Below are 19,601 nucleotides of genomic sequence, written 5' to 3'. Positions count from 1 at the left end.
ACTGGGAATCAGGGGGGCTGGGCCACGTCCTGGGGATTCACATAGGTGGATTCCCATTCAGAGATCTGCTCTCTGAAGGTGAATCGTTCCGCGCCCGTCATCTTCCAGACGCGCGTCAGTTGCTCCTGGAGGCGGGCCAACTCTTTCAGCGCGGCCGGAGGGACTGCATGGTTTCCCGCGCGTTGACTCAACACGTTCTTCCCAAGAGTGAGTCGCGCCTGCAGGTCGCTCAGATCCTTCTTCAGCCGCTCATCTTCCGGGGGGGCCGCTAGGAGTTGTTGTTGCAGTGCCTTGAGGGTACGTACTACTTCACGGACCTCGTTCGTGGTGTCGCTGTGCTGTGCTTGCTGGTGGATTTGAATCAGCGATGTCTTGATTTCGGGCCTGGCACCCGTTTCTTTCACCGTCGCCAGATAGGTGGCCTCCAACTCGTAGACCTTTGCGAGCAGGGACCGATTCGCAGCGGTCTCGCCAGTGCGAGGAAGGAAGGTGTCGGGAGGCGCTGGGGCCAACCGGGCGGGTGGAGGTGAAGGTGGTGTTTCCACCGCGCTCTTCGTGGCGGCAACCTGCGCTGGTGGTGTGGTGGAGGCGTGCTCCACTGGCGGGAGAGCCACCGCCGTTGATGCTGCTGCGGGCGCGCTGGCTCGGGCTCGCCGCGCCAGGACTTCGTCGAGCGTTTGAATAGAAGCTTCCTCAATCGCGCCTGATGTCGTGAGCGTCAGTGGCTCATCCTTTACGCGCGCTCTGCTGGCGCGCGGCTTTCCCGTGGCCAACAGCTTGGGTTTGCTCCCTGGCGTCACGGGGAAAACGACCACGGCCGCCGGAGCCAGGAGGAGCGACGAGTCCGATGTCGCTGCTTCCATCTCGATGTCCGGAGGTGGCTGCGCCTGCTCCTCGGCGACAGGTGTGGGCAGCACGGGCGCCGCCGCGACTTGAAGCGAGGGCGTGGGTGGGGAGTCGACCACCGCGTGGACTTCGACCGGAGTGCGTTGCGCGAACAGATAGACGCTGGCGCCACCCAGTCCAGCGAGAGCGCTCGCACCGACGACCCAGCCCCATCTTCCGCGCGCGGGTCTAGGCGGGGTGGGGCGTCGGTGCGACACCGTCTTTGCCTCGGGTTCTTCGGCTCTCCCGGTGGGGCTCGGTCTCCCAGGTGGAGGTATGGGACTGGGAGCGCGTCGCAAGGCTTGCCGCACAGCCTCCGCGGATTCGGGGCGCAGGGCAGGGTCCTTGGCGAGCAGGTGCAGGACGAGGGTGTCGAGTTCCGGCGGAACGGAGGGGGTTCGCGAAGAAGGGACAGGGGGCGGCTGCTCGACGTGGGCGAAGAGAATCTGGAACGGCTCACCCTGGAAGGGGCGGACGCCCGTCAGCATCTGAAACGCCATGACGCCGACCGCGTAGAGGTCCGTCGCGGCGCTGACCTCTTCTCCTCGTATCTGCTCCGGAGCCATGAACTCCGGGGTGCCGAGGATGGAGCCCTCCAGAGTGGTGGGACCCTCGTGCGAGCGCACGAGCTTGGCGATGCCGAAGTCGACCAGCTTGACGGAGCGGGGTCCTCCATCCAGGGGCTCGGCGAGGAAGACATTCCCAGGCTTCAAATCGCGGTGGACGATGCCCGCGCGGTGGGCGGCGCCCAGCGCGCCCATCATCTGGTCCAGAATCCAAACAGTCGTCTCGACATCGAGTCTGCCGTGTCGGCGGATGAAGGCGGAGAGCGAGTCACCTCGCAGCAACTCCATGATGACGTAGGGACGACCGTCCGGCAGGGTCCCGAAGCCGAAGATGTCGATGATGCCCGGGTGGCGTATGGCATTGACGGCCCGCGCCTCGATGAGCAGACGTTCCACCTGCTGCTGGGACACGAACTCCGCTCGCAAGACCTTGATGGCGACCTGCTTGCCAATCAGCGGGTGCGTCGCGCGATAGACCACGCCCATCCCGCCGGAGCCGATGCGCTCCTCGACGATGAATTCACCCACCTGGGCGCCAAGCAGCGTGTCGATGGAAGGGGCTGCCGGAGCGGCTTCAAACTTCAGGGAGTTGTCCCGAGCGGTCATCGGTAGGGGGCGCCTTGGGTGGGCCTACGCCTATCGCTGATAGAGCGTCGGCGCGTGAAGGGCCGGCGGGTCACTTCGGCGCGGCGCGGTCCAGCTCTGCTTTCCAGGCATCGAGTGCCCGGTGCACGTCCATGCGCTCCGTGGCGGTCTCCGCTTTCAGCGCGAGGCCGTGGAGGCGGACGAGCGACTCCTCGATGGCCAAGGGGATCTCATGCTTGGTCGAGCGCTCAAGGTACACCGCCTTGAAGTGGATGAATCGTCGCGCCAGCTTGTCGTCGCTGGGAGTCAGGGCAGGGGTCGTGAGCATCTCCAGCACGGGCCCCGGCGCACGAAGGGTCACCGTGGGCAGAGGGGGCGGCGTGGGCGCGGGAGTCGTGTCCGCTGGCGGCAAGGCGGCTCGCGAGATTGGCTGCGCTGACGAGATGGGTGGCACTGACGAGACTGGCTGTGCTGACGAGACTGGGGAGGTCGGCGGAGCGGTTTGCGGTGCGAGCTTGGAGGTCTGGAGTGTGCTCAGTTGTTTGGCCAGCGTGGTGATGGTCGAGCTTACCCGTGAGCTCTCGGCCTTCGTTCCCGCCTGGAGAGCGCGTGCGTGGACGAGCTTGAGCCCCAGTTCGAAGTCGGCGGAAGGGGCACGGCCCGAGGTCTGCTTCAGGTAGCGCTCCTCGAGGTTGTAGACGCGCTGGACCAGCTTGGAGTCCCAGGGTGTCGTCGTGCCGCGATGGAGAAAGGCGGCGGGGTGCCTCGGCGTGGTGGACGGCTCGTCGGAGACGGGCTGCTTGTCCGCGACGGAGGTGGCTGGCGGCGTGGAGGGCGCGGCCTTCTGCACAGCTAATGTGGTGGAGTCGTGCCCATGGGAGACTGCGGGTGTGGCGGAAGCCTTGAGCGCCATCGAGGCGGATGGCTGTGAGTTCCCCTCGGGGCCAGCAGGCGCAGCAGGAGGCTTGAGCGCGAGCGAGGTCGATGGTTGCGCGCGCTCCTCGACGACAGCGGGCGTGGGTGGAGTCGCGCCTTGCGAGTCGGGGCTCGGAGCGTTGGCCGCGAGATGTTGAGCGGAGGTGGGAGTGCCATCGGGTGCGGTGTCCGCGGAGGCCTGCTGCGTGGGAGGCGGCGGGACTGGAACGAGCGCGTGTTCCCGAGGCTTCTGACGTGGCGCATCCGCCGAGTGGGCAGTGGCCGCGACAGGCGTCGCCTCCAAGCCCGAGGTGCCTCCGGACTTCCAAGGCGAGAGGAGGAATGTCGCCGCCGCACCGGCGGTGAGGAGCGCGCCGCCGACCGCCATCCAGACGCGTCTGGGTCGTGCCGTGGGGCGGGCGAGCTTCCCCTTGGACCAGGTGGACTTCGTCTCGCTTTCGCGGGCGGCGGGCTGGAGGACGCCGGTGGGGCCGGTGCCGAGCGGAGGGAGGACAGTGGGTGGAACCCGTCTCAAGGCCTCGCGCACGGCCTCAGCGGATTCCGGGCGCATGGCGGGGTCCTTGGCGAGCAGATGCAGCACGATCGTGTCGAGCTCGGGAGGGATGCCGGGCGCCCGCGAGGAGGGAAGCGGCGGTGGCTGCTCGACATGGGCGAAGAGCACCTGGACCTGCTCACCCTTGAATGGGCGCTCACCGGTCAGCATCTGGAAGGCCATGATGCCGACGGCGTAGAGGTCGGTCGCGGAAGAGACGGTGGTTCCACGAATCTGCTCGGGGGCCATGTACTCGGGGGTCCCGAGGATGGTTCCGTCCACGGTGGTGGGGCCGTCGTGGTCCCGCACCAGCTTGGCGATGCCGAAGTCGACGAGCCTGACTGCGCGCGAGCCGTCGAGGGTCTCCGCGAGGAACACGTTGCCGGGCTTCATGTCCCGATGCACCACGCCCGCTTTGTGCGCGGCCCCGAGCGCCGAGAGAATCTGGTCGAGAATCCAGACAGTCGTGTTGGGGTCCAGGCGTCCGAGCTGCTTGAGGGACGTAGACAAGGACTGGCCGCGCAGCAGCTCCATGATGATGTAGGGCCGCGCGTCGGGCAGGCGTCCGAACCCGAAGATGTCGATGATGCCCGCGTGGCGGATGGAGTTGACGGCGCGCGCCTCGATAATCAGACGTTCCACCTGCTGCTGGGCGACGTACTCGGCGCGGAGCACCTTGATGGCGACTTGTTTGCCAATCAAAGGATGGACAGCGCGATAGACCACGCCCATGCCTCCTTCACCGATGCGTTCCTCGATGATGAAGTCATTGACCTGCGTCGAGATCAGCGAGTCATTGACCCGTGGACCTCGTTCTCCCCGCGTCGTCTGGCTCGTGTCCATCTGTTTGGGCGGACCCTAGTGCCGACGTGTGAGGCGCTTCAATGAAAACGAGGGGAAGGGGAAGAGGTGTTTGACCTGGGTGTGTCAGACATTGACCACATGGGATGCGGGAGGACTCTCCTGGAGCAAAAGAGACCCGCGGGACCTCTTCGTCTCATCGAGCAGGCAACTCGCGGAACGTGAGGCCCGTCAATGCCAGATAGAGGATCGCCTCTACGAAGCGCTCGGTGCCGACGACCATGGTCGCGAAGTTGCCCACTCGGAATAGGTCGATGTCGGTCGGAAGTGAGGTCACATCGAGGATGGGGGCCGCTGGCCGAGAGAGGGCGAACCGGCCGCAGGTCTGACAGGGAGGAAGGACATCGGCGGGGACGCAGTCAGGGTGCAGCCGGCCATGAGGCTCCAACTGGAGCTCCAGCAGCTCGGGTGGATTCTTCTTCCGTCAGCGCAGCTCCGTACGACAGCCCCTCAGCCCGAGTGGATGTTGCGCCTGGAGTCGTTCCAGCGCGTCGCGGTGCAGGAGCAGCACGTCGATGAGCCACACGAAGTCGGCCAGATTGCCGGAGGCGGTGCCTACCAGCGGACCGAATCTCGTACCGGGCGGTAGCGGGGCGTGCGTGGGTGCGAGAGACCGGACCTGTTCACGCAGGCGTGCGAACTCGATGAAGGGCTCGGGCCGGGCTCGTCCGTAGGCATGCTGTTCGGGATGCGATGAGAGGTCGACGCAGGGATACGTGTGGCCTGCTCCGCTCCAGGTGACGCCGCAGGTGTGGCACTTCGCTCCAGGCAGCTTCCACCTGTGCGCGCCGTGGACTTCGCCTCCGTGCTGCTCGGCGACTTCGTCGTCCTCACGTACCCAGAAGAACCGGCTCATCCGTGCTCACGCTCCGGGGCGGGTGGAACGAGCTGCTTGGGAGTTCCGTTCCAGCCACAGGTATCACCCTGGAGAGCCAGGGTGACGCACGAGTCCTCACCGGGGATGCGGCACGCCACCGCTGCCTCATTGCAGGTGGCTACTCCGGCTTCCCACCCGTCCGCTGCCAGAACTCACGGACCAGAATCGTGGCGAAGCGCGAGTCATTCAGGATGTACCGGCGCCACAGGCGCTTGGGTTCATTCACCAGGCGGTACAGCCACTCGAAGCCCGCATTGGCAATCCACTGCGGCGCGCGCTTCGCCGTGCCGGCGATGAAGTCGAACCCCGCTCCAATGCCAATCGCCACGGTGGGCCCCAGCTTCCCGGCCACCTGCGAAATCCACACCTCCTGCTTCGGGCTCCCCAGCGCCACGAAGAGCAGATGCGGGTCCTTCTCCCGAATCCTCGCCACAATCGGGTCGTTCTGCGCGTCACCCGCGTCCGTCTTCACCATCGGCGAGTCCCACCCCACCACCTCCACGCCGAACTGCTCGCCCACTTGCTTCGCCACCTTCTCCGCCACCCCAGGGCCCGCGCCGAGCAGGAACACCCGCCACTTGCGCTCCGCCCCCAGCTTCATCAGCGGGAGAATCAAGTCCGAGCCGGCGATGCGCTCGGGCAGCGTCACGTCCATCGCCTTCGATGCCCAGACAATCGGCATCCCATCCACCACCGAAATCGTGGCGCGCGAGTACGCCTCGCGGAACTGCGCGTTGTCCTCCGCCAGCACCACGTGGTCCACGTTGGCCGTGAACACGTAGCCGCCCTGGTGCAAATCGACCAGTCGGCCAATCTGCTGCACGGCGTCCTCGAACGTGAGCTGGTCGATGGCCAGCTTGCCAATGTTCAGGCGCGGGCGGCCCGTGGAAAACGGCGTCGGCTTCGGAGTCTCAGGGGTCGCGGCACTCATGGCTTCTTCACCGTCAAATCAAGCACTGTCATCGAGTAGGGCGGCAGCCGCTGCGTCAGCGTCCCCGCCGTCTTGCTTCCAGCCGTCTGCTCCAGGAATCCACCCGGCGCGCCCGAATACCCCAGCACGCGCGCACCCTCGAGCGTCCCACAACCCTTCAGCTCCACCTTCGCCTGCGCGGCCTGGTCCGGGTCGAAGTTCAACACCACCGCCACCAGCTTCGTCCCCGACTCGTCTCGCGAGGCGAACACGCTGGTGCCCTCCTCCGCCTTCGCCGACACCCAGTAGTCCTGGAAGCGTCCACCGCGCCCGTCGAAGTCCCTGAACGCCCTGAACGCCCAGAACACCGGGCTGCCATTCGTGGGGTACTGCCAGAAGTACGCGGAGTAGATGTTCTCCTGCGCGAAGCGACCCAGCGCCTCGGCCTGCGCCAGTCCGCCGCTCATGTGGCCGAACGCGCCGAAGTTGTACTCGCCGATGGAGATGCTCCGCCCCGGGTAGTTCTGGGCAATCCACTCCTTGAGGCGCGGCAACAGGCGCACCGGCTCCGCAATCCAGGACTCGTCCTTGTACGTCGGGTCCCACAGGCCCCGCGTCGACCGGATGCGCCGCGCGTTCGTCTCCGGGTCCGTGTTGCCTTCCAACCCCACGCCGACGTTCGTCTGCGGGTAGAAGTGCACGTCCACCACGTCGAGGATGCGCACGCCCGTCTTCTTCTCGTGCTCGCGCAGCTGCCGCAGGTACCACGGCAACAACGGCACATCCCCGTGCGCGCGGCGGTCCGAGTGTGGTGCCTTGCCCGGCGCGAAGTCCGCGGCCGACCACAAGTAGTTCGTCCAGCCCCACTCGGCCGGGCCCGCGATGAGCGCGTCCGGGTCCGCCTTCCGCACCGCGGTGCCGTACGCAATCGTCCGGGACAACAGCCCGTCGTACGTCAGCGGCTCCGGGAAGACATCCCGGTGCGTCGAGTTCCAGAGCATGGGCTCGTTGTCCAGGATGTACATCCGGACGTTGCGCTCGCCACCGCGCGCGATGTCCCGCTCGCGGATGGTGCGGACCCACTCGGCGACGAACTCGGGCGAGGCCTCGGTGCTCGTCTGGGAGGGCGCGCCCGGCTTCAGCGGGGTGCCGTCGCGCGTGACGCCGTTGCCGGAGCCGTTGTCCTCGCCGCGCTGCGGACCGAACTTCGACACCGGGAAGCCCACGGACGTCGTGTCCTTGGCCACCCAGCCGAGCAGCGGCACCGTGACGGCGGACATCATGCCGTGCTTGCGGTTGGAGTCGATGAAGTCCTGGTAGCCCAGGCCGATGTCCACGTTCTGGAAGAACCAGTCGTTGGCCGTGTTCCACGCGCCGCCCAGCTTCCAGTTGTAGCGGGACGTGGGGTTGCCGCCCCAGCGGCGCGTCGTCGCGCCCATGCGGTACTGGTGCTGGTCCTTCTTCTCGCGCAGGCCATCCATGGCGATGCCGTAGATGAGCGGGCTGATGCGGTGGCCCGGCGCGGTGCAGTCGATGGTCAGCTTCGTCTCGCGACCGGTGCCCTTGCCCGTGCGTCCTCCGCCCGCGGCGAGCGCGGCGGCGACCTCGGGAGGCAGCGGCACCAGCGACACCTTGTCGAAGAGCACCCAGTCGCGCCCCACGTCCTTGGACGCGCGCAGCACCACGCGGTCGAACGCCTCGCCACGCGGGTTGAGCAGCTCCATGGGGATGAGGATTTCCGCCCACTCGCCGTCCTTGCGGACCTGGAGCTCGGAGGTAATCGGGATGCGCGGGAAGGAGGTGGAGCCCTGCGCGTCCAGCCGCACCTCCAGGAACTCGCCGTAGGACTCGGGAGCGCTGAGGCGCAGGGACAGCGCGCCGAACGAGCCCTCCAGCTTCGGGCGGTACAGAATCCACCCGCCATAGTTGAACAGGCGCATGCGCGCCGGAGCGCCCCGAGGCAGCTCGCGCTGCGCCCAGCCGATGTCCTTCCACCCGGTGCCCAGGCCCCCGTCGTAGAGCGTCTCCAGCGTGGCGGCCTTCTCCGTCGGCGCCGCTCCGGCTGCGGGCTTGGCGTCGCCCGTCGCCTGCTGTGCCGCGGGCTTCGCGTCGCCCGACTTCTGCGCCGAGGGCTTCGAGTCGCCCGTCGTCTTCTGTGCCGAGGGCTTCGCATCGCCCGTCGTCTTCTGTGCCGAGGGCTTCGAGTCGCCCGTCGTCTTCTGTGCCGCGGGCTCCGCGCCGGAGCCACCCGTGCCGTCAGCCTGGAGTCCCCGCGCCACCGCCACCGAGCCACCGGCCACGAGCGCGCACGTCAGCACGGCCGCGCCCGCCTTGCTCCGCGCACCCTTCACACCGTCCACCATGAGTGTCATCTCCCCCGGGCCCGCCTTGAGGCGCGCCTCACAGCACCACGTCGTCGGTGTCCTTGCGCGGGAAGACGCGGGCGGGAATGCCCACGGCCACGCTGTCCGGCGGAACGTCCTGGAGCACCACCGCATTCGCGCCAATCCGCGAGCGCGCGCCAATGCGGATCGGCCCGAGGATGCGCGCCCCGGCCCCAATCCACACATCGTCCTCGATGGTCGGGTAGCCGTTGTCCTTGGCGGTGCCCACGGTGTTGTTGCCGTAGAAGCGCACCCTGTCGCCGATGCGCGCGTCGCCGCCGATGACGATGCCCAGGCTGTGCACGAAGTACACGCCCTTGCCGAGCGTGACGTCCTTGCCAATCTCAATCCCCATCACCGCCGTCTGCGCCACGCGCAGCACGTGGTTGACCAGGGGGATGTGGTAGTCGAGCGCCGCCTCGCGGGCGCGGTTGAGCGCGGTGATGCGGTACGAATCACTGGTGAGCACCATCCGCGCGATGGACTTCGCGCCGGTGTCGCCGTTGGCGGCCTGCGCCAGCTCCAGTGCATCGGAGATCAGCGCGCCGAGCATCGAGCGCTTCGACTTCATGATGTTCATCGACTCCCTCCGCCCTGAAGGTAGCGAGCAACCTCGCGGGCGATGCCAGTCCATCCACCGGCCTCGTTGCGAGCGCCGCGCAGGTACTCCATGCCATACACCACCGACGTGCCAGCGAACGCGGCCTTCTCCAGCCCCAGCCTGTCCGCCGCCTTCGCCGCGCTCATCACCGCGCCCGTCAACAGCCGAGTGGCCTGGGGCGCGACGACGGTGGCCGCGAGCAGCGGGCGCGCCAGCGGGTTCGTCTCGAACAGGAGCCGCCACGGATTCACGCCGCGCACGTCCGGGTGCTTGCGCGCCACCTGCGTGTCGAACATGCCGTAGCGGTGCGCGCGCTTGAGCCAGCGCTCGAAGGACACGTGGTCGCTGCCGTGCAGCACGTACGCGTCGCTGGCGAAGACGAACGAGCAGCCCGCCTTCTCCAGGCGCACGCCCAGCTCCACGTCCTCGGACTGGCCCAGCGACTTGTCGAAGCCGCCCACGCCCACGTAGTCCGCGCGGTGGAAGGACACGTTGCCGGTGTACAGGTGGTTGCCGTGCGCGCGCGCTCCGGGGACGGAGAGCTCCTCCGCCATGCGGTGGTTGAGGTACGCGTACCAGCGCTCGAACAGCGGCATGTCGCCAATGGACGGGTCCGGCCGGATGCGGCCGAGCACCACGTGGCGCGAGCCCTCCGGGTGGTGCGCCAGGTGCCGCTCCAGGAAGTCGTTGGCCACCTGCATGTCGTCGTCCGTGACGAGGACGACCTCCCCGCGCGCGGCCAGCACGCCCCGGTGCCGGGCTGCCGCGGCGCCCGCGTTGGCCTGCACCTCCACGCGCAGGGCGTAGGGCAGCTTCGCGGCGAGGGCGAGCAGCGGCTCCTTCACCGGCTCCTTGGAGCCGTCGTCCACGACGACGACTTCGAACCGCTCGGGCGCGAGCGTCTGCGTGGCGAACTGCTCCAGCAGTCGGGAGATGAGGGGGAGCCGGTTGTAGGTGGCGACGACGACGCTGAGACGGGGCGACGGGGCGTCAGAAGACGTCATGGCTTCTTCTTCCTGGACGACGAGGCCCGGCCCTTCTTCTTCGGCCGAGGGAAGGTGACGCTGCCCACGAAGCGCTCCGCGCCGATGAACTCCATCGTCTTGCGGGCCGAGCCGAAGTCCGTCTCTCCCAGGGTGACGCACAGGAGGACGCCGTCGGAGGCGAGCGCCAGGGGGAGGCTCGCGGGGCGGGTGAGGACGGAGTCGATGACGGCGATGACTCGCTCACCCCGGGCGACGCGCTCGCGCAGCTCCAGCACGCGGCGAGGCGCGTCCGCGGGGGAGATGCCGGTGGCGTCCTCCAGGTGGATCTTCTGCGTGGCCGCGTACGGGGCGCCGGCCTCCAGGATGGCGGTGGCCGCCTCCAGCGCGGGGGCGCCCGGGTGGGCGGGGACCACGGTGAGCCAGGCCCAGCCGGTGCGCTCCAGGGCGAACCACAGCCGTTGCAGCGCCGGGGAAGGCACGGTGCTGTCGGGAACCTCGGCGTCCGAGGGAGTGGAGGGTGCGCTGGAATCGGCCATGGAGCGCCGCCCGGTATAGCGCAACGCATGGCGTCGGCCCAACGACCTGCCCGGGCGGGCAGGGGAGCGGGTGTCTATCGACCTGCCCCCGGTGATTTCCGGGGCTCGCCGCCCGGGGAGCGTGGGGGCGTGGGGGCGGGCGTGTTATGGAAAGTTCGTGCAGAAGATTGGTTATCTCATCCCTGAGTTTCCCGGACAGACCCACATCTTTTTCTGGCGAGAGCTGCAGGCGCTGCCGGGCAAGGGCGTGACACCGGAGCTGGTCTCCACCCGTCCCCCGCCCGCGCGCATCATTTCGCACAGTTGGGCGCGTGAGGCGATGTCCCGCACGGAGTACCTGTCACCTCCGGGGCCCCTGGGCGTGCTCAAGGCCGCGGCGGAGGTGGCTCGCGCCATGCCCACGGGGTGGGCCCGCTGCCTGGCGTCCATCGCCCGCGCGGAGGGGCTGGACGCGAAGGGGCGCGCGCAGTTGCTCGCCTTCGCCGTCATGGGCGGGCGGCTCTCGTCGCTGGCGCGGGAGCGCGGGTGGTCGCACGTGCATGTGCACTCGTGCGCCAACGCCGCGCACGTGGCCATGTTCGCCCATCTCCTGTCGGGGCTGACGTACAGCATCACGCTGCACGGGCCGCTGGACGACTACGGGCCGAACCAGAAGGAGAAGTGGCGGCACGCGAGGTTCGCCTTCGTCATCACGAAGAAGCTCCTGGGCGAGGTGAACGAGGAGCTGGCCGGACACCTGCCCCCGCGCATCGAGCTGGCGCCCATGGGCGTGGAGCTGAGCAAGTTCAACCGCTCGGTGCCGTACGAGGCGTGGCGGGGCGAGGGCCCGCTGCGCATCTTCTCCTGTGGCCGCCTCAACCCCTGCAAGGGGCACGCGGACCTCATCGACGCGGTCGGGATGCTGCGGGCGAAGGGCCTCGACGCGCGGCTCGCGATTGCCGGCGAGGACGAGGCGGGCGGCACCACGTACCGCAAGGTGCTGGAGGCGAAAATCGCGGAGACGAAGCTGGGCGACGCGGTGACGCTGCTGGGCGCGGTGGGCGAGGACAAGGTGCGGGGCGAAATCGAGCACTCGCACATCTTCGCGCTGGCGAGCCTCCAGGAACCGCTGGGCGTGGCCATCATGGAGGCCATGGCCATGCGCGCGCCGGTGGTGGTGACGGGCGCGGGCGGCGTGAAGGAGCTGGTGGACGACGGCGTGGACGGGCTGCTCGTGCCGCCGCAGGAGCCTCGGGTGCTCGCGGAGAAGCTGGAGCAGGTGGCCCGGAATCCGAAGGAAGCCGAGCGCCTGGGCGAGGCCGGCCGCCGCAAGGTGGAGACGCAGTTCAGCAGCGAGCGCAGCGCGGACATGCTCGCGCTGATGCTCCAGCGCGCGGTGGTGTAGTCAGCGCCGCGCGGCGGGCGGGTGCACCGGCGCGCGAGGAGGCAGGCTCGGGCGGGGAGGCTCGGAGGGACGTGGGAGCGCCCTCCTGGAGCCGCGCCGCTGGCTGACAGGGGGCGGCCTTGGGGACCCGTGCCGCTCAGTCGCCCGTGCCCTGGCCACGCGCCCGTCGATGTTCCGGACAGGAGAGCGTGCCGACGCGTCCCTGGCTCCATACCCTTGTGTCTGAACCGTCGGAGTCCTCGTGCTCCGTCGAGTGCTGGGCGACCGGGCGACCGGACCCAGGCTCGTCGGAGGCGAGACGGGCCGAGGCGTCGTGGAGGACTGCTCTTTGGGGCTCCGCTGATTACTGCGATGGGGACCTCGGGAGAGAAGGGAGGATCGGCCTTGGAAGGCACTGAGCAGCTCACCCCTCGCGCTCCCGTCCAGGTGGAGCCACACAGCACCAGCATCCTGCTCGTGGATGACCATGCCTCGAACCTGTTGGCGTTGGAGGCCATTCTCGAGCCGATGGGCCAGCGCCTGGTGAAGGCGTCGTCGGGAAGAGAGGCCCTGCGGTGGCTCTTGCGTGAGGACTTCGCGCTCATCCTCCTGGACGTGCAGATGCCGAGCATGGATGGCTTCGAGACGGCTCGCATCATCCGGCAGCGGGAGCGCACCCGCTATACGCCCATCATCTTCCTCACCGCGCATGGGCGCGACGAGGCGAACCTGGTGCATGGGTATGCGGCGGGCGCGGCGGACTACGTCGTGAAGCCGTTCCATCCGGACGTGCTGCGCTGGAAGGCGGAGTCCTTCGTCGCGCTCCACCTGAGGCAGCGGGCCTTGCAGCGGCAGGAGGCGGCGCTGTGGGAGCGCGAGCGGAAGGTGCTGGAGCGACACGGCGAGGAGCGGTTCCGCCGGGTGCTGGACTGCATGCCTCAGTTCGTCTGGGCGCTGCTGGCGGACGGCACCATCAGCTACGCCAACCGGGGCTGGCTGGACTACGCGGGGCTGTCGCCCGAGCAGGCTCGCCAGCGCGAGGAGAACCTGCGCTGCTTCCATCCGGAGGACGTGGCGCGCGTGCAGCTCACCTGGAATGCCCTGCGGCGCTCGGGGCTGCCCAAGGAGCAGGAGTACCGGCTGCGCCGCGCGACGGACGGAGAGTTCCGGTGGTTCCTCTGTCGCACGCTGCCGGAGCGGGACGAGGTGGGGCGGCTCGTCGGGTGGATATCGACGGCGACGGACATCGACGACGCGCGGCGCGCGGTGGAGTCCCTGCGGGCGACGAGCGAGGCGAAGGACATGTTCCTCACCATGGCGGCGCACGAGCTGCGCACGCCGCTGCAGGCCGCGCGGAGCTATGCGGACCTGGCGAAGGTGAAGGCGGCGGCGGAGCTGACGCCGCACGTGGACCGGGCGCTGGAGGGCATCCATCGCAGCGTGAGCCGGATGGCTCGACTGGTGGAGAACCTGCTGGATGTGGGGCGGCTGCAGCGGGGGGACCTGCGCCTGGACGAGAACGACGTGGACGTGGGCGTGCTCCTGCGCGACGTGGCGAAGCACTTCGAGCCCCTGCCGGAAGGGTGGAGCATCGAGGTGTCGGCACCGGAGGGCCTGTCGCTGCGGGCGGACGGGGAGCGGTTGGACCAGGTGTTCAGCAACCTGGTGTCGAATGCGCTGCGCTACTCGCCGGACGGAGGGGCCATCCACCTGGTCGCGAGAGCGGAGCCCGGGTGGGTGCACGTGGAGGTGAAGGACCATGGGCTGGGGATTCCCCCGGACCGGCTGGAGAGCATCTTCGAGCGCTTCGGCCGCGCGCATGGCGTGGCCTACGGCGGGCTGGGGTTGGGGCTGGCCATCGCCCGGGGCGTCGTCGAGCGCCACGGAGGACGCATCTGGGCGGAGTCGGCGGGCCGCGTGGGCGAGGGCAGCACGCTCCACATCCTGCTGCCGAGGTCCTTGAGTTGATGCCCGCGCGGTGACGCGGCCGTGTCAGCCGTGCCCTGCCCGAAATGTCGGAGCGCATTGGTATGGGTGATGACCACTCAGGTGGTTTTTGCGCCCGTGCCGGAGGGCTGCGATGGGTCGTGGTTGGGTATTGGTGGTGTGTCTGGGGTTGCTCTCGGTGACGGGTTGCTCGACGACCCGGGTGGTGCGTCTGGACACGGGCACGGGTTCGCCCAAGGTCCACACGCCGAGCGAGGGCGCGAGTCCCGTGGAGCTGGACGAGGACGAGTTCACGGAGGCGGTGGAGCGGCTCGCGCGGGACGTGAGGCCCTTCGCGCATCCGTTGCGAGAGGCGCGGCAGCGCTTCGGCGTTCCCGAGCGGGGCGGCGTGTATCTGTATGAGGGCCGCAGGCTCGTCCCGGTGGGGGAGGATGGGGACGACGCTTCCTCGCCCCAGTTGCTGGAGTCGTATGCGGACGAGGTGCTGACGCGGGACTACGGGCGCTGGTGTGAGCGGGAGCACCAGGGGGGTGACTGTCTGCGCCTGTTGGAGGAGGGGCCGTTGTTGGGGAGTGATGGCAGGTACGCGCTCGCGCTGGCCATCGCGATGGAGGGGGTCTGGGAGGAGACGGGCGAGGCGCTGGAGGGCCTGGCGGATGCACACGCGGTCCGCGCTACGCTGACGGCGTCGGTGGCGATGTACCTGCTCCTGTGGTCCTTGCCGGAGCCGTTGTCGACAGGGATGGCGGCGTTGCTGACGGCGACGGCGATGGCGTACCTGGGCGTGGACACGATGTGGCGGGTGTTGGATGCGTGGGTGGTGATGGTGCGGCGGGTGGATGCGGCGCGCACGTTCGAGGAGCTGAGCGCGGCGGGTGAGGCGTACGGAGAGGTGTTGGGGGAGAACGCGGCGCGGGTCTTCGTGCTGCTGGCGACCGCGGCGGTGGGACGCACGGCGGGGCTGGCGGCGAAGGGGGCGGAGTTGCCGGGGTCGGCTCGGGCAGCGGCGGCCGTCGAGGGGCAGGCGGGCTTCGCCTTCAGTGCGTTGCAGAGCGTGGAGTCAGTGGCGCTGACGACGGAGGGCTTCTCCGTGGTGCTGGCACCTGGTGTGCGCGGTGGTCCCAGGAGGCTTCAACCGGCGGCTCGGTGATGCGACCCAGGTGGGCGTACCATTGAGCCCCACGAACCAGGGTCAGGACGAGGCAGCGGTGGACTTGGAGTCGTCGGCGAGGTCCTGGAGTCGCTTCTTCATCGTCTCCCGGAGAAGCCGTGTCTCCCGTTCATCGAAGCCAATCTCATCGAGCCGCTCGAGCCATGGCGTCGCGGCGGCACAGAGCTTGTCGAGCTGCTTCACGAGGGCGCCTTCCTTCACCCCGAAGCGAGTACCGAACGCGAGGAAGTGGGCCCGCTTGAGGTTGTCGTCCCGGCCTTCGAACTTCAGCGCCATGCGCGTGTCGCCATAGGGCCTCGTGGTCAGGAGGTCATAGGCCGGAGATAGTCGGAAGCCATCCACCAGACTGTCTTCGAGGATGCTCACGTTCTTCGCGTGGAGGTCTCCGTTGCCGATGACGTAGCTGAAGGCGAGGAGCAGGAGGAAGCGGGCCATGTCGGGGATGGGCGCCGCGCATGTGTCCTGGATTCCCTCGGCGATGTCGGAGCAGGGGATGCGGTACTTGTCCGAGGGATAGCGGTCGAGGAACTGGCAGGCGTCCTCCTGGTGGAGGCGATGGAAGCGTTTCTCCTTCTTCAGCCAGACCCGATCGAAGCGCTGCACGAGGAGACCGGGGTTCTTCTCCCTGTCGTGGACGAGTCGGGTGCTGGCCACCTTGAGGCCACAGTCCTGGGCCATGCGCATGAAGAAGTGCTCGTTCTGTACGAGCTGCGGCTTGTCTGGAGGATTCAGCTTCAGGACGTAGGCATGTCGCCCGGCTGGCTTGAGGGGGAAGGAGATTGTGGATGCGGAGACCTTCTCCTGGACGCCGGGGATGGTGGGCTCCTCCTGGCCCTCCGCTGTTCGAGCGAGGCTCTGTGCGAACAACTCAGAGAAGAGAAGCTCCTCCGTGTTCAGCCGCTCCATGGGCGACGGTTGCGTTGATGGCTGCTCTCCTTGAGGGACCACCGAGAGGTCGCCGATGGTGTCGGCCCCCGAGGCCACCAGCAGGCTGAGCAGGTCGTCCTCCGACGTCTTCACGCGCTGGTGCAACACCCGTAGACGAAGCCCTTCGGGCAGCAGGCCCGCGAAGTAGGTGTGGAGGTTCGTGCCCAGCGTCTCGGTACGTCGACGCTGATAGGGAAGGTGGACTGCCGCTCCCCCCGGCTGTTGTCCGTGCCGTGCGAAGAAGGCCTCGTCGTATTCGAAGACAGACCCATGGGTCGTTCGGGTGATGGTCCCGACGAGCGTTGACTCCCGCCACACGGTGGCGACTTGGACATCAGTGGGGCGCATCGCGCAGTTGCTCGCTCACATGCAGGCGTTGGTTTCCTCGTTCGATTGCAAGTTGGAGTCCCAGGACGTTGAGCACGTCGACAAGCTTGTCGAGTCGAAGGGTCGACTTGCGACCGCTCTCCACGTCGTAGATGAAGACAGGTCCACACCCGGCCAGGTCGCTCAGCTCGATTTGCGTGAGGCCCAGCCGCTTGCGCTGGGTTCGAACCGCTTGGGCGAGCACTTGAAGCCAAGGGTTCTCATCAGGTGGTCCATCCGTTCGCATGGGTTTCCAGCGCTCCTGCGGACCCCTCGGTTCAATCGAAAATCCATCCGCTCGAATGGAATCTAACGTCGAGGCGTCTCATCGCCACAATTCATGGCTATTTTCCATTAGATTGAATGGATTCTGACTTCTTTGGGGGCGGCTCCAGGGCCACGGGGCAGTCGCCGCATCTCTGGAGTTGATTGCAGTCAGGTGCTCAACCGTGGCGCTGAAGTGACCTGAGTGAAACGACCGAACTGGCTTCACGGATCCGGCGAGGTTCCGCGGATCTCCAGCCCTCTCGGTTCTAGCTCGTGCGCGCCTTGACCTCGGGTCCTTCCGTCCGGGGAGAGGATCCTCGCATGGTAGGTTGCGCCCCCCTCCGCACCGTCAGGAACCATGGCCGCCCCCGCTTCGTCCGTCACCGCCGTCCTCGTCGCGTTGAGCGGAAACCTGCTCGTCACCGTCGTGAAGTTCGCCGCGTTCCTGCTGTCCGGCTCGGGGGCGATGTTGTCGGAGGCCATCCACTCGGCCGCTGACACGGGCAACCAGGTGCTGCTGTTCCTGGGCCTCAAGCGCGCCGCTCGCGAGCGCGACCAGGACTTCCACTACGGCTACGGCGGAGAGCGCTTCATCTTCGGCATCCTCTCCGCGTCCGGCATCTTCTTCGTCGGCTGTGGCGTCACCGTCTACCACGGCCTCCAGTCCCTCCTGCATCCGCACCCGGCGGAGCTGGGCCCCGTCGTCTTCGGCGTGCTCGGCCTGTCGTTCCTCATCGAGGGCGGAGTGCTCCTCTTCGCCGTGCGCGGCATGCGCAAGGCCGCCGCTGGAATGCCCTTCGGGCGCTACGTGCGAGAGAAGGCCGACCCCGCCGCCGTGGCCATCCTCCTGGAGGACGGCGCCGCGGTGCTCGGCCTGGTGCTGGCCACGGCCGGCATCGGGCTGGCGTACGTCACGGGCAATCCCATCTGGGACGCGCTGGCCTCGCTCACCGTGGGCCTCCTGCTGGGCCTCATCGCCATCTACCTCATGGTGGCGAACCGCTCGCTGCTCCTGGGGCGAGCGGTGCCCGAAGACGTCGAGCGCCGCTTCGTGGAAATCGTCCGGGCGCGCGGCAGCGTCGCGGACATCCATGACGTGAAGACGCGTCAGCTCACTCCAGAGGCCTTCACCTTCAAGGCGGAGGTGCGCTTCAGCGAGTCCTTCGTCGCCACGCGGCTGGCCGAGGCCATCCCCTCCAACATGCCCATCGCCGGAGCGCAGCGCTCCCTGGCGCTCCAGGACGTCGCCGCCCACCTGATTCGCTCGCTCAGCGAGGAGGTCGATGCCATCGAGGCCGACATCCGTCAGGCCATCCCCGAGGCGAAGCACATCGACCTGGAGCTGGAGCACCTCGCCGCCGCGCCTGGCACGGCCCAGGCGGCGCCCGGCGTGGTGGCCGCCCGAGGGACCTGAAGGCACCGACGTCACGTGGACAGGGCCCGTGCGTTGAGGCTCACACTCGGGCGCGCGGATGTCCGCCATCCCGCGTTTGAGGTGTCCCCACCTCGGGGGCCGTGCTTGAACGCGTCCCTGGTGCGAGGCCGGGTTCCCGTCCGCGCGAGCAGGGAGGCGAGCCGTGGCCCCCGAGTCGGACCCCATCCACGAGGACGAGCTGCGCGACGCGTGGCCCGTGCTCGCGCCCCGGGACAGGGTGGAGGGCTTCCGGCTCCTGCCTCCGGCGAGCGCTGACGACTTCTTCCTCTCGCTCTCCACCAACGACCAGGCCGGGCTCCTCCAGGCCCTCGCCCCCGGCGAGCGACGCCACTGGATGCGCGTGCTGCCCCCGGACGACGCCGCGGACGTCATCCAGCGCCTCCCCGCCGAGGAGCACGGGGCCTTCCTCGCCCTGCTGGACGACACCTCCCGCCGCGAGGTGCTGGTGCTCCTGGCCTACGCCGAGGACGCCGCTGGCGGCTTGATGAACCCGCGCTTCGTGCGCGTGCGTCCGGAGCTGGGCATCGACGAGGCGCTCGGCTACCTGCGCCGGCAGGCCCGCGAGCAGGTGGAGACCATCTACTCCGCCTACGTCCTGGACTCCGAGCAGCACCTCTTGGGCGTGGTCTCCCTGCGCCAGCTCTTCCAGGCCGCGCCTGGGAAGACGGTGCGCGACATCATGCGCACCGACCTCGTCACCGTGAAGGAGGATGCCCACCAGGAGGGCGTGAGCCACCTGTTCGCGGAGCACGGCCTGTCGGCCATTCCCGTGGTGGACGCGCAGGGACGGATGAAGGGCATCGTCACCGTGGACGACATCGTCAGCGTCGTCCAGGAGGAGGCCACCGAGGACATCCAGAAGGTGGGCGGCATGGAGGCGCTCGACGCGCCCTACTTCGAGGTGGGCTTCTTCGCCATGGTGCGCAAGCGCGCCGGCTGGCTGCTGGTGCTCTTCGTGTCGGAGATGCTCACCGCCACCGCCATGTCCAAGTACCAGGACGAAATCGCGCGCGCCGTGGTGCTCAGCCTCTTCGTGCCGCTCATCATCTCCTCGGGCGGCAACTCGGGCAGTCAGGCCACCACGCTCATCATCCGCTCGCTCGCGCTGACGGAGGTGCGGCTGCGCGACTGGTGGCGCGTGCTGCGGCGGGAGCTCCTGTCCGGCCTGGTGCTGGGCGCGGTGCTCGGCACGGTGGGCTTCCTGCGAATCACGCTCTGGCAGCACCTGTTCCACAGCTACGGCGAGCACGCCGGGCGAGTGGCGCTGACGGTGGGCTTGTCCGTGCTGGGCGTGGTGACGTGGGGGACGCTGTCCGGGGCCATGCTGCCGTTCATCCTGCGTCGGCTTGGCTTCGACCCGGCGAGCGCCTCCGCGCCCTTCGTCGCCACGCTGGTGGATGTCAGCGGCCTGGTCATCTACTTCACCACCGCGGAGCTGCTCCTGCGCGGCACGCTGCTGTAGCGGC

At 68.4% G+C, this 19,601-nt stretch carries 13 protein-coding genes and 2 pseudogenes; 5 read left to right on the top strand and 10 right to left on the bottom strand.

Annotated elements, in window-relative coordinates; all coding sequences use genetic code 11:
• Positions 1 to 8: 8 nt before the first annotated feature.
• The 8 genes and pseudogenes from LZ199_RS23350 to LZ199_RS23315 all read right to left on the bottom strand — a co-directional run bounded on the left by LZ199_RS23350 (position 9) and on the right by LZ199_RS23315 (position 10,659).
• The gene (locus tag LZ199_RS23350; RefSeq protein ID WP_253995950.1) at positions 9 to 2,057 is read right to left on the bottom strand and encodes a serine/threonine-protein kinase; all 2,049 of its coding nucleotides are present in this window, start codon (positions 2,055 to 2,057) and stop codon (positions 9 to 11) included.
• A gap of 70 nt (positions 2,058 to 2,127) precedes the next feature.
• A complete protein-coding gene (locus LZ199_RS23345; protein ID WP_253995949.1) occupies positions 2,128 to 4,347 on the bottom strand; it encodes a serine/threonine-protein kinase in 2,220 nt (739 codons plus the stop codon).
• 154 nt (positions 4,348 to 4,501) lie between these two features.
• Positions 4,502 to 5,221 (bottom strand): annotated as a pseudogene (gene sitI6 / locus LZ199_RS23340) (SitI6 family double-CXXCG motif immunity protein).
• Between the two features lie 139 nt (positions 5,222 to 5,360).
• Positions 5,361 to 6,173, bottom strand: a complete 813-nt coding sequence (epsA, locus tag LZ199_RS23335; protein ID WP_253995948.1) for an exopolysaccharide biosynthesis glycosyltransferase EpsA — start codon at positions 6,171 to 6,173, stop codon at positions 5,361 to 5,363.
• Positions 6,170 to 8,515, bottom strand: a complete 2,346-nt coding sequence (gene epsB, locus LZ199_RS23330; protein WP_253995947.1) for a GH44 family glycoside hydrolase EpsB — start codon at positions 8,513 to 8,515, stop codon at positions 6,170 to 6,172. Before epsB ends, epsA begins: the two co-directional genes overlap by 4 nt.
• 37 nt (positions 8,516 to 8,552) lie before the next feature.
• Complete coding sequence (gene epsC, locus LZ199_RS23325) at positions 8,553 to 9,107, bottom strand: serine O-acetyltransferase EpsC (protein WP_256569373.1); 555 nt, start codon at positions 9,105 to 9,107, stop codon at positions 8,553 to 8,555.
• A 5-nt stretch (positions 9,108 to 9,112) separates the two neighbouring features.
• A complete protein-coding gene (gene epsD / locus LZ199_RS23320) occupies positions 9,113 to 10,141 on the bottom strand; it encodes an exopolysaccharide biosynthesis glycosyltransferase EpsD (protein ID WP_253995946.1) in 1,029 nt (342 codons plus the stop codon).
• Positions 10,138 to 10,659: a hypothetical protein gene (locus LZ199_RS23315; RefSeq protein WP_253995945.1), complete on the bottom strand. Its 522-nt coding sequence runs from the start codon at positions 10,657 to 10,659 to the stop codon at positions 10,138 to 10,140. Before LZ199_RS23315 ends, epsD begins: the two co-directional genes overlap by 4 nt.
• 157 nt (positions 10,660 to 10,816) lie before the next feature.
• Here LZ199_RS23315 and epsE point away from each other — a divergent pair, with 157 nt between their 5' ends.
• The 3 genes and pseudogenes from epsE to sitA5 form a co-directional block, all read left to right on the top strand.
• Positions 10,817 to 12,043: an exopolysaccharide biosynthesis GT4 family glycosyltransferase EpsE gene (epsE, locus tag LZ199_RS23310; RefSeq protein ID WP_253995944.1), complete on the top strand. Its 1,227-nt coding sequence runs from the start codon at positions 10,817 to 10,819 to the stop codon at positions 12,041 to 12,043.
• A 384-nt stretch (positions 12,044 to 12,427) separates the two neighbouring features.
• A complete protein-coding gene (gene epsF, locus LZ199_RS23305) occupies positions 12,428 to 13,990 on the top strand; it encodes a response regulator EpsF (protein ID WP_253995943.1) in 1,563 nt (520 codons plus the stop codon).
• 112 nt (positions 13,991 to 14,102) lie between these two features.
• Positions 14,103 to 15,089, top strand: a pseudogene (sitA5, locus tag LZ199_RS23300) (SitA5 family polymorphic toxin); the annotation flags it as partial.
• 72 nt (positions 15,090 to 15,161) lie between these two features.
• Here the strand turns inward: sitA5 and LZ199_RS23295 are convergent.
• Together LZ199_RS23295 and LZ199_RS23290 are read right to left on the bottom strand one after the other, a co-directional pair.
• Entirely contained in the window at positions 15,162 to 16,415 is a 1,254-nt protein-coding gene (locus LZ199_RS23295) for a type II toxin-antitoxin system HipA family toxin (protein ID WP_253995942.1), read from the bottom strand.
• Positions 16,402 to 16,638, bottom strand: a complete 237-nt coding sequence (locus LZ199_RS23290) for a helix-turn-helix domain-containing protein (RefSeq protein WP_253995941.1) — start codon at positions 16,636 to 16,638, stop codon at positions 16,402 to 16,404. Before LZ199_RS23290 ends, LZ199_RS23295 begins: the two co-directional genes overlap by 14 nt.
• Positions 16,639 to 17,058: 420 nt before the next feature.
• Here LZ199_RS23290 and LZ199_RS23285 point away from each other — a divergent pair, with 420 nt between their 5' ends.
• Together LZ199_RS23285 and mgtE are read left to right on the top strand one after the other, a co-directional pair.
• Positions 17,059 to 18,114, top strand: a complete 1,056-nt coding sequence (locus LZ199_RS23285) for a cation diffusion facilitator family transporter (protein WP_253995940.1) — start codon at positions 17,059 to 17,061, stop codon at positions 18,112 to 18,114.
• A 163-nt stretch (positions 18,115 to 18,277) separates the two neighbouring features.
• Positions 18,278 to 19,597, top strand: a complete 1,320-nt coding sequence (mgtE, locus tag LZ199_RS23280; RefSeq protein WP_253995939.1) for a magnesium transporter — start codon at positions 18,278 to 18,280, stop codon at positions 19,595 to 19,597.
• The last annotated feature ends 4 nt before the right edge of the window (positions 19,598 to 19,601 follow it).

This window comes from Myxococcus qinghaiensis, assembly GCF_024198215.1.
GTDB classification, from domain to species: domain Bacteria; phylum Myxococcota; class Myxococcia; order Myxococcales; family Myxococcaceae; genus Myxococcus; species Myxococcus qinghaiensis.
Note: the sequence above shows the minus strand (reverse complement) of the source record. Positions and strands in the feature narration are given on the sequence as shown.

What these genes read in the sequence shown, in the direction of transcription:
- LZ199_RS23295 (WP_253995942.1), bottom strand. Translation starts at nt 16,415, where the DNA reads ATGCGCCCCACTGATGTCCAAGTCGCCACCGTGTGGCGGGAGTCAACG.
- LZ199_RS23345 (WP_253995949.1), bottom strand. Translation starts at nt 4,347, where the DNA reads ATGGACACGAGCCAGACGACGCGGGGAGAACGAGGTCCACGGGTCAAT.
- LZ199_RS23350 (WP_253995950.1), bottom strand. Translation starts at nt 2,057, where the DNA reads ATGACCGCTCGGGACAACTCCCTGAAGTTTGAAGCCGCTCCGGCAGCC.
- epsC (WP_256569373.1), bottom strand. Translation starts at nt 9,107, where the DNA reads ATGAAGTCGAAGCGCTCGATGCTCGGCGCGCTGATCTCCGATGCACTG.
- epsA (WP_253995948.1), bottom strand. Translation starts at nt 6,173, where the DNA reads ATGAGTGCCGCGACCCCTGAGACTCCGAAGCCGACGCCGTTTTCCACG.
- epsD (WP_253995946.1), bottom strand. Translation starts at nt 10,141, where the DNA reads ATGACGTCTTCTGACGCCCCGTCGCCCCGTCTCAGCGTCGTCGTCGCC.
- LZ199_RS23285 (WP_253995940.1), top strand. Translation starts at nt 17,059, where the DNA reads ATGGCCGCCCCCGCTTCGTCCGTCACCGCCGTCCTCGTCGCGTTGAGC.
- epsB (WP_253995947.1), bottom strand. Translation starts at nt 8,515, where the DNA reads ATGGTGGACGGTGTGAAGGGTGCGCGGAGCAAGGCGGGCGCGGCCGTG.
- LZ199_RS23315 (WP_253995945.1), bottom strand. Translation starts at nt 10,659, where the DNA reads ATGGCCGATTCCAGCGCACCCTCCACTCCCTCGGACGCCGAGGTTCCC.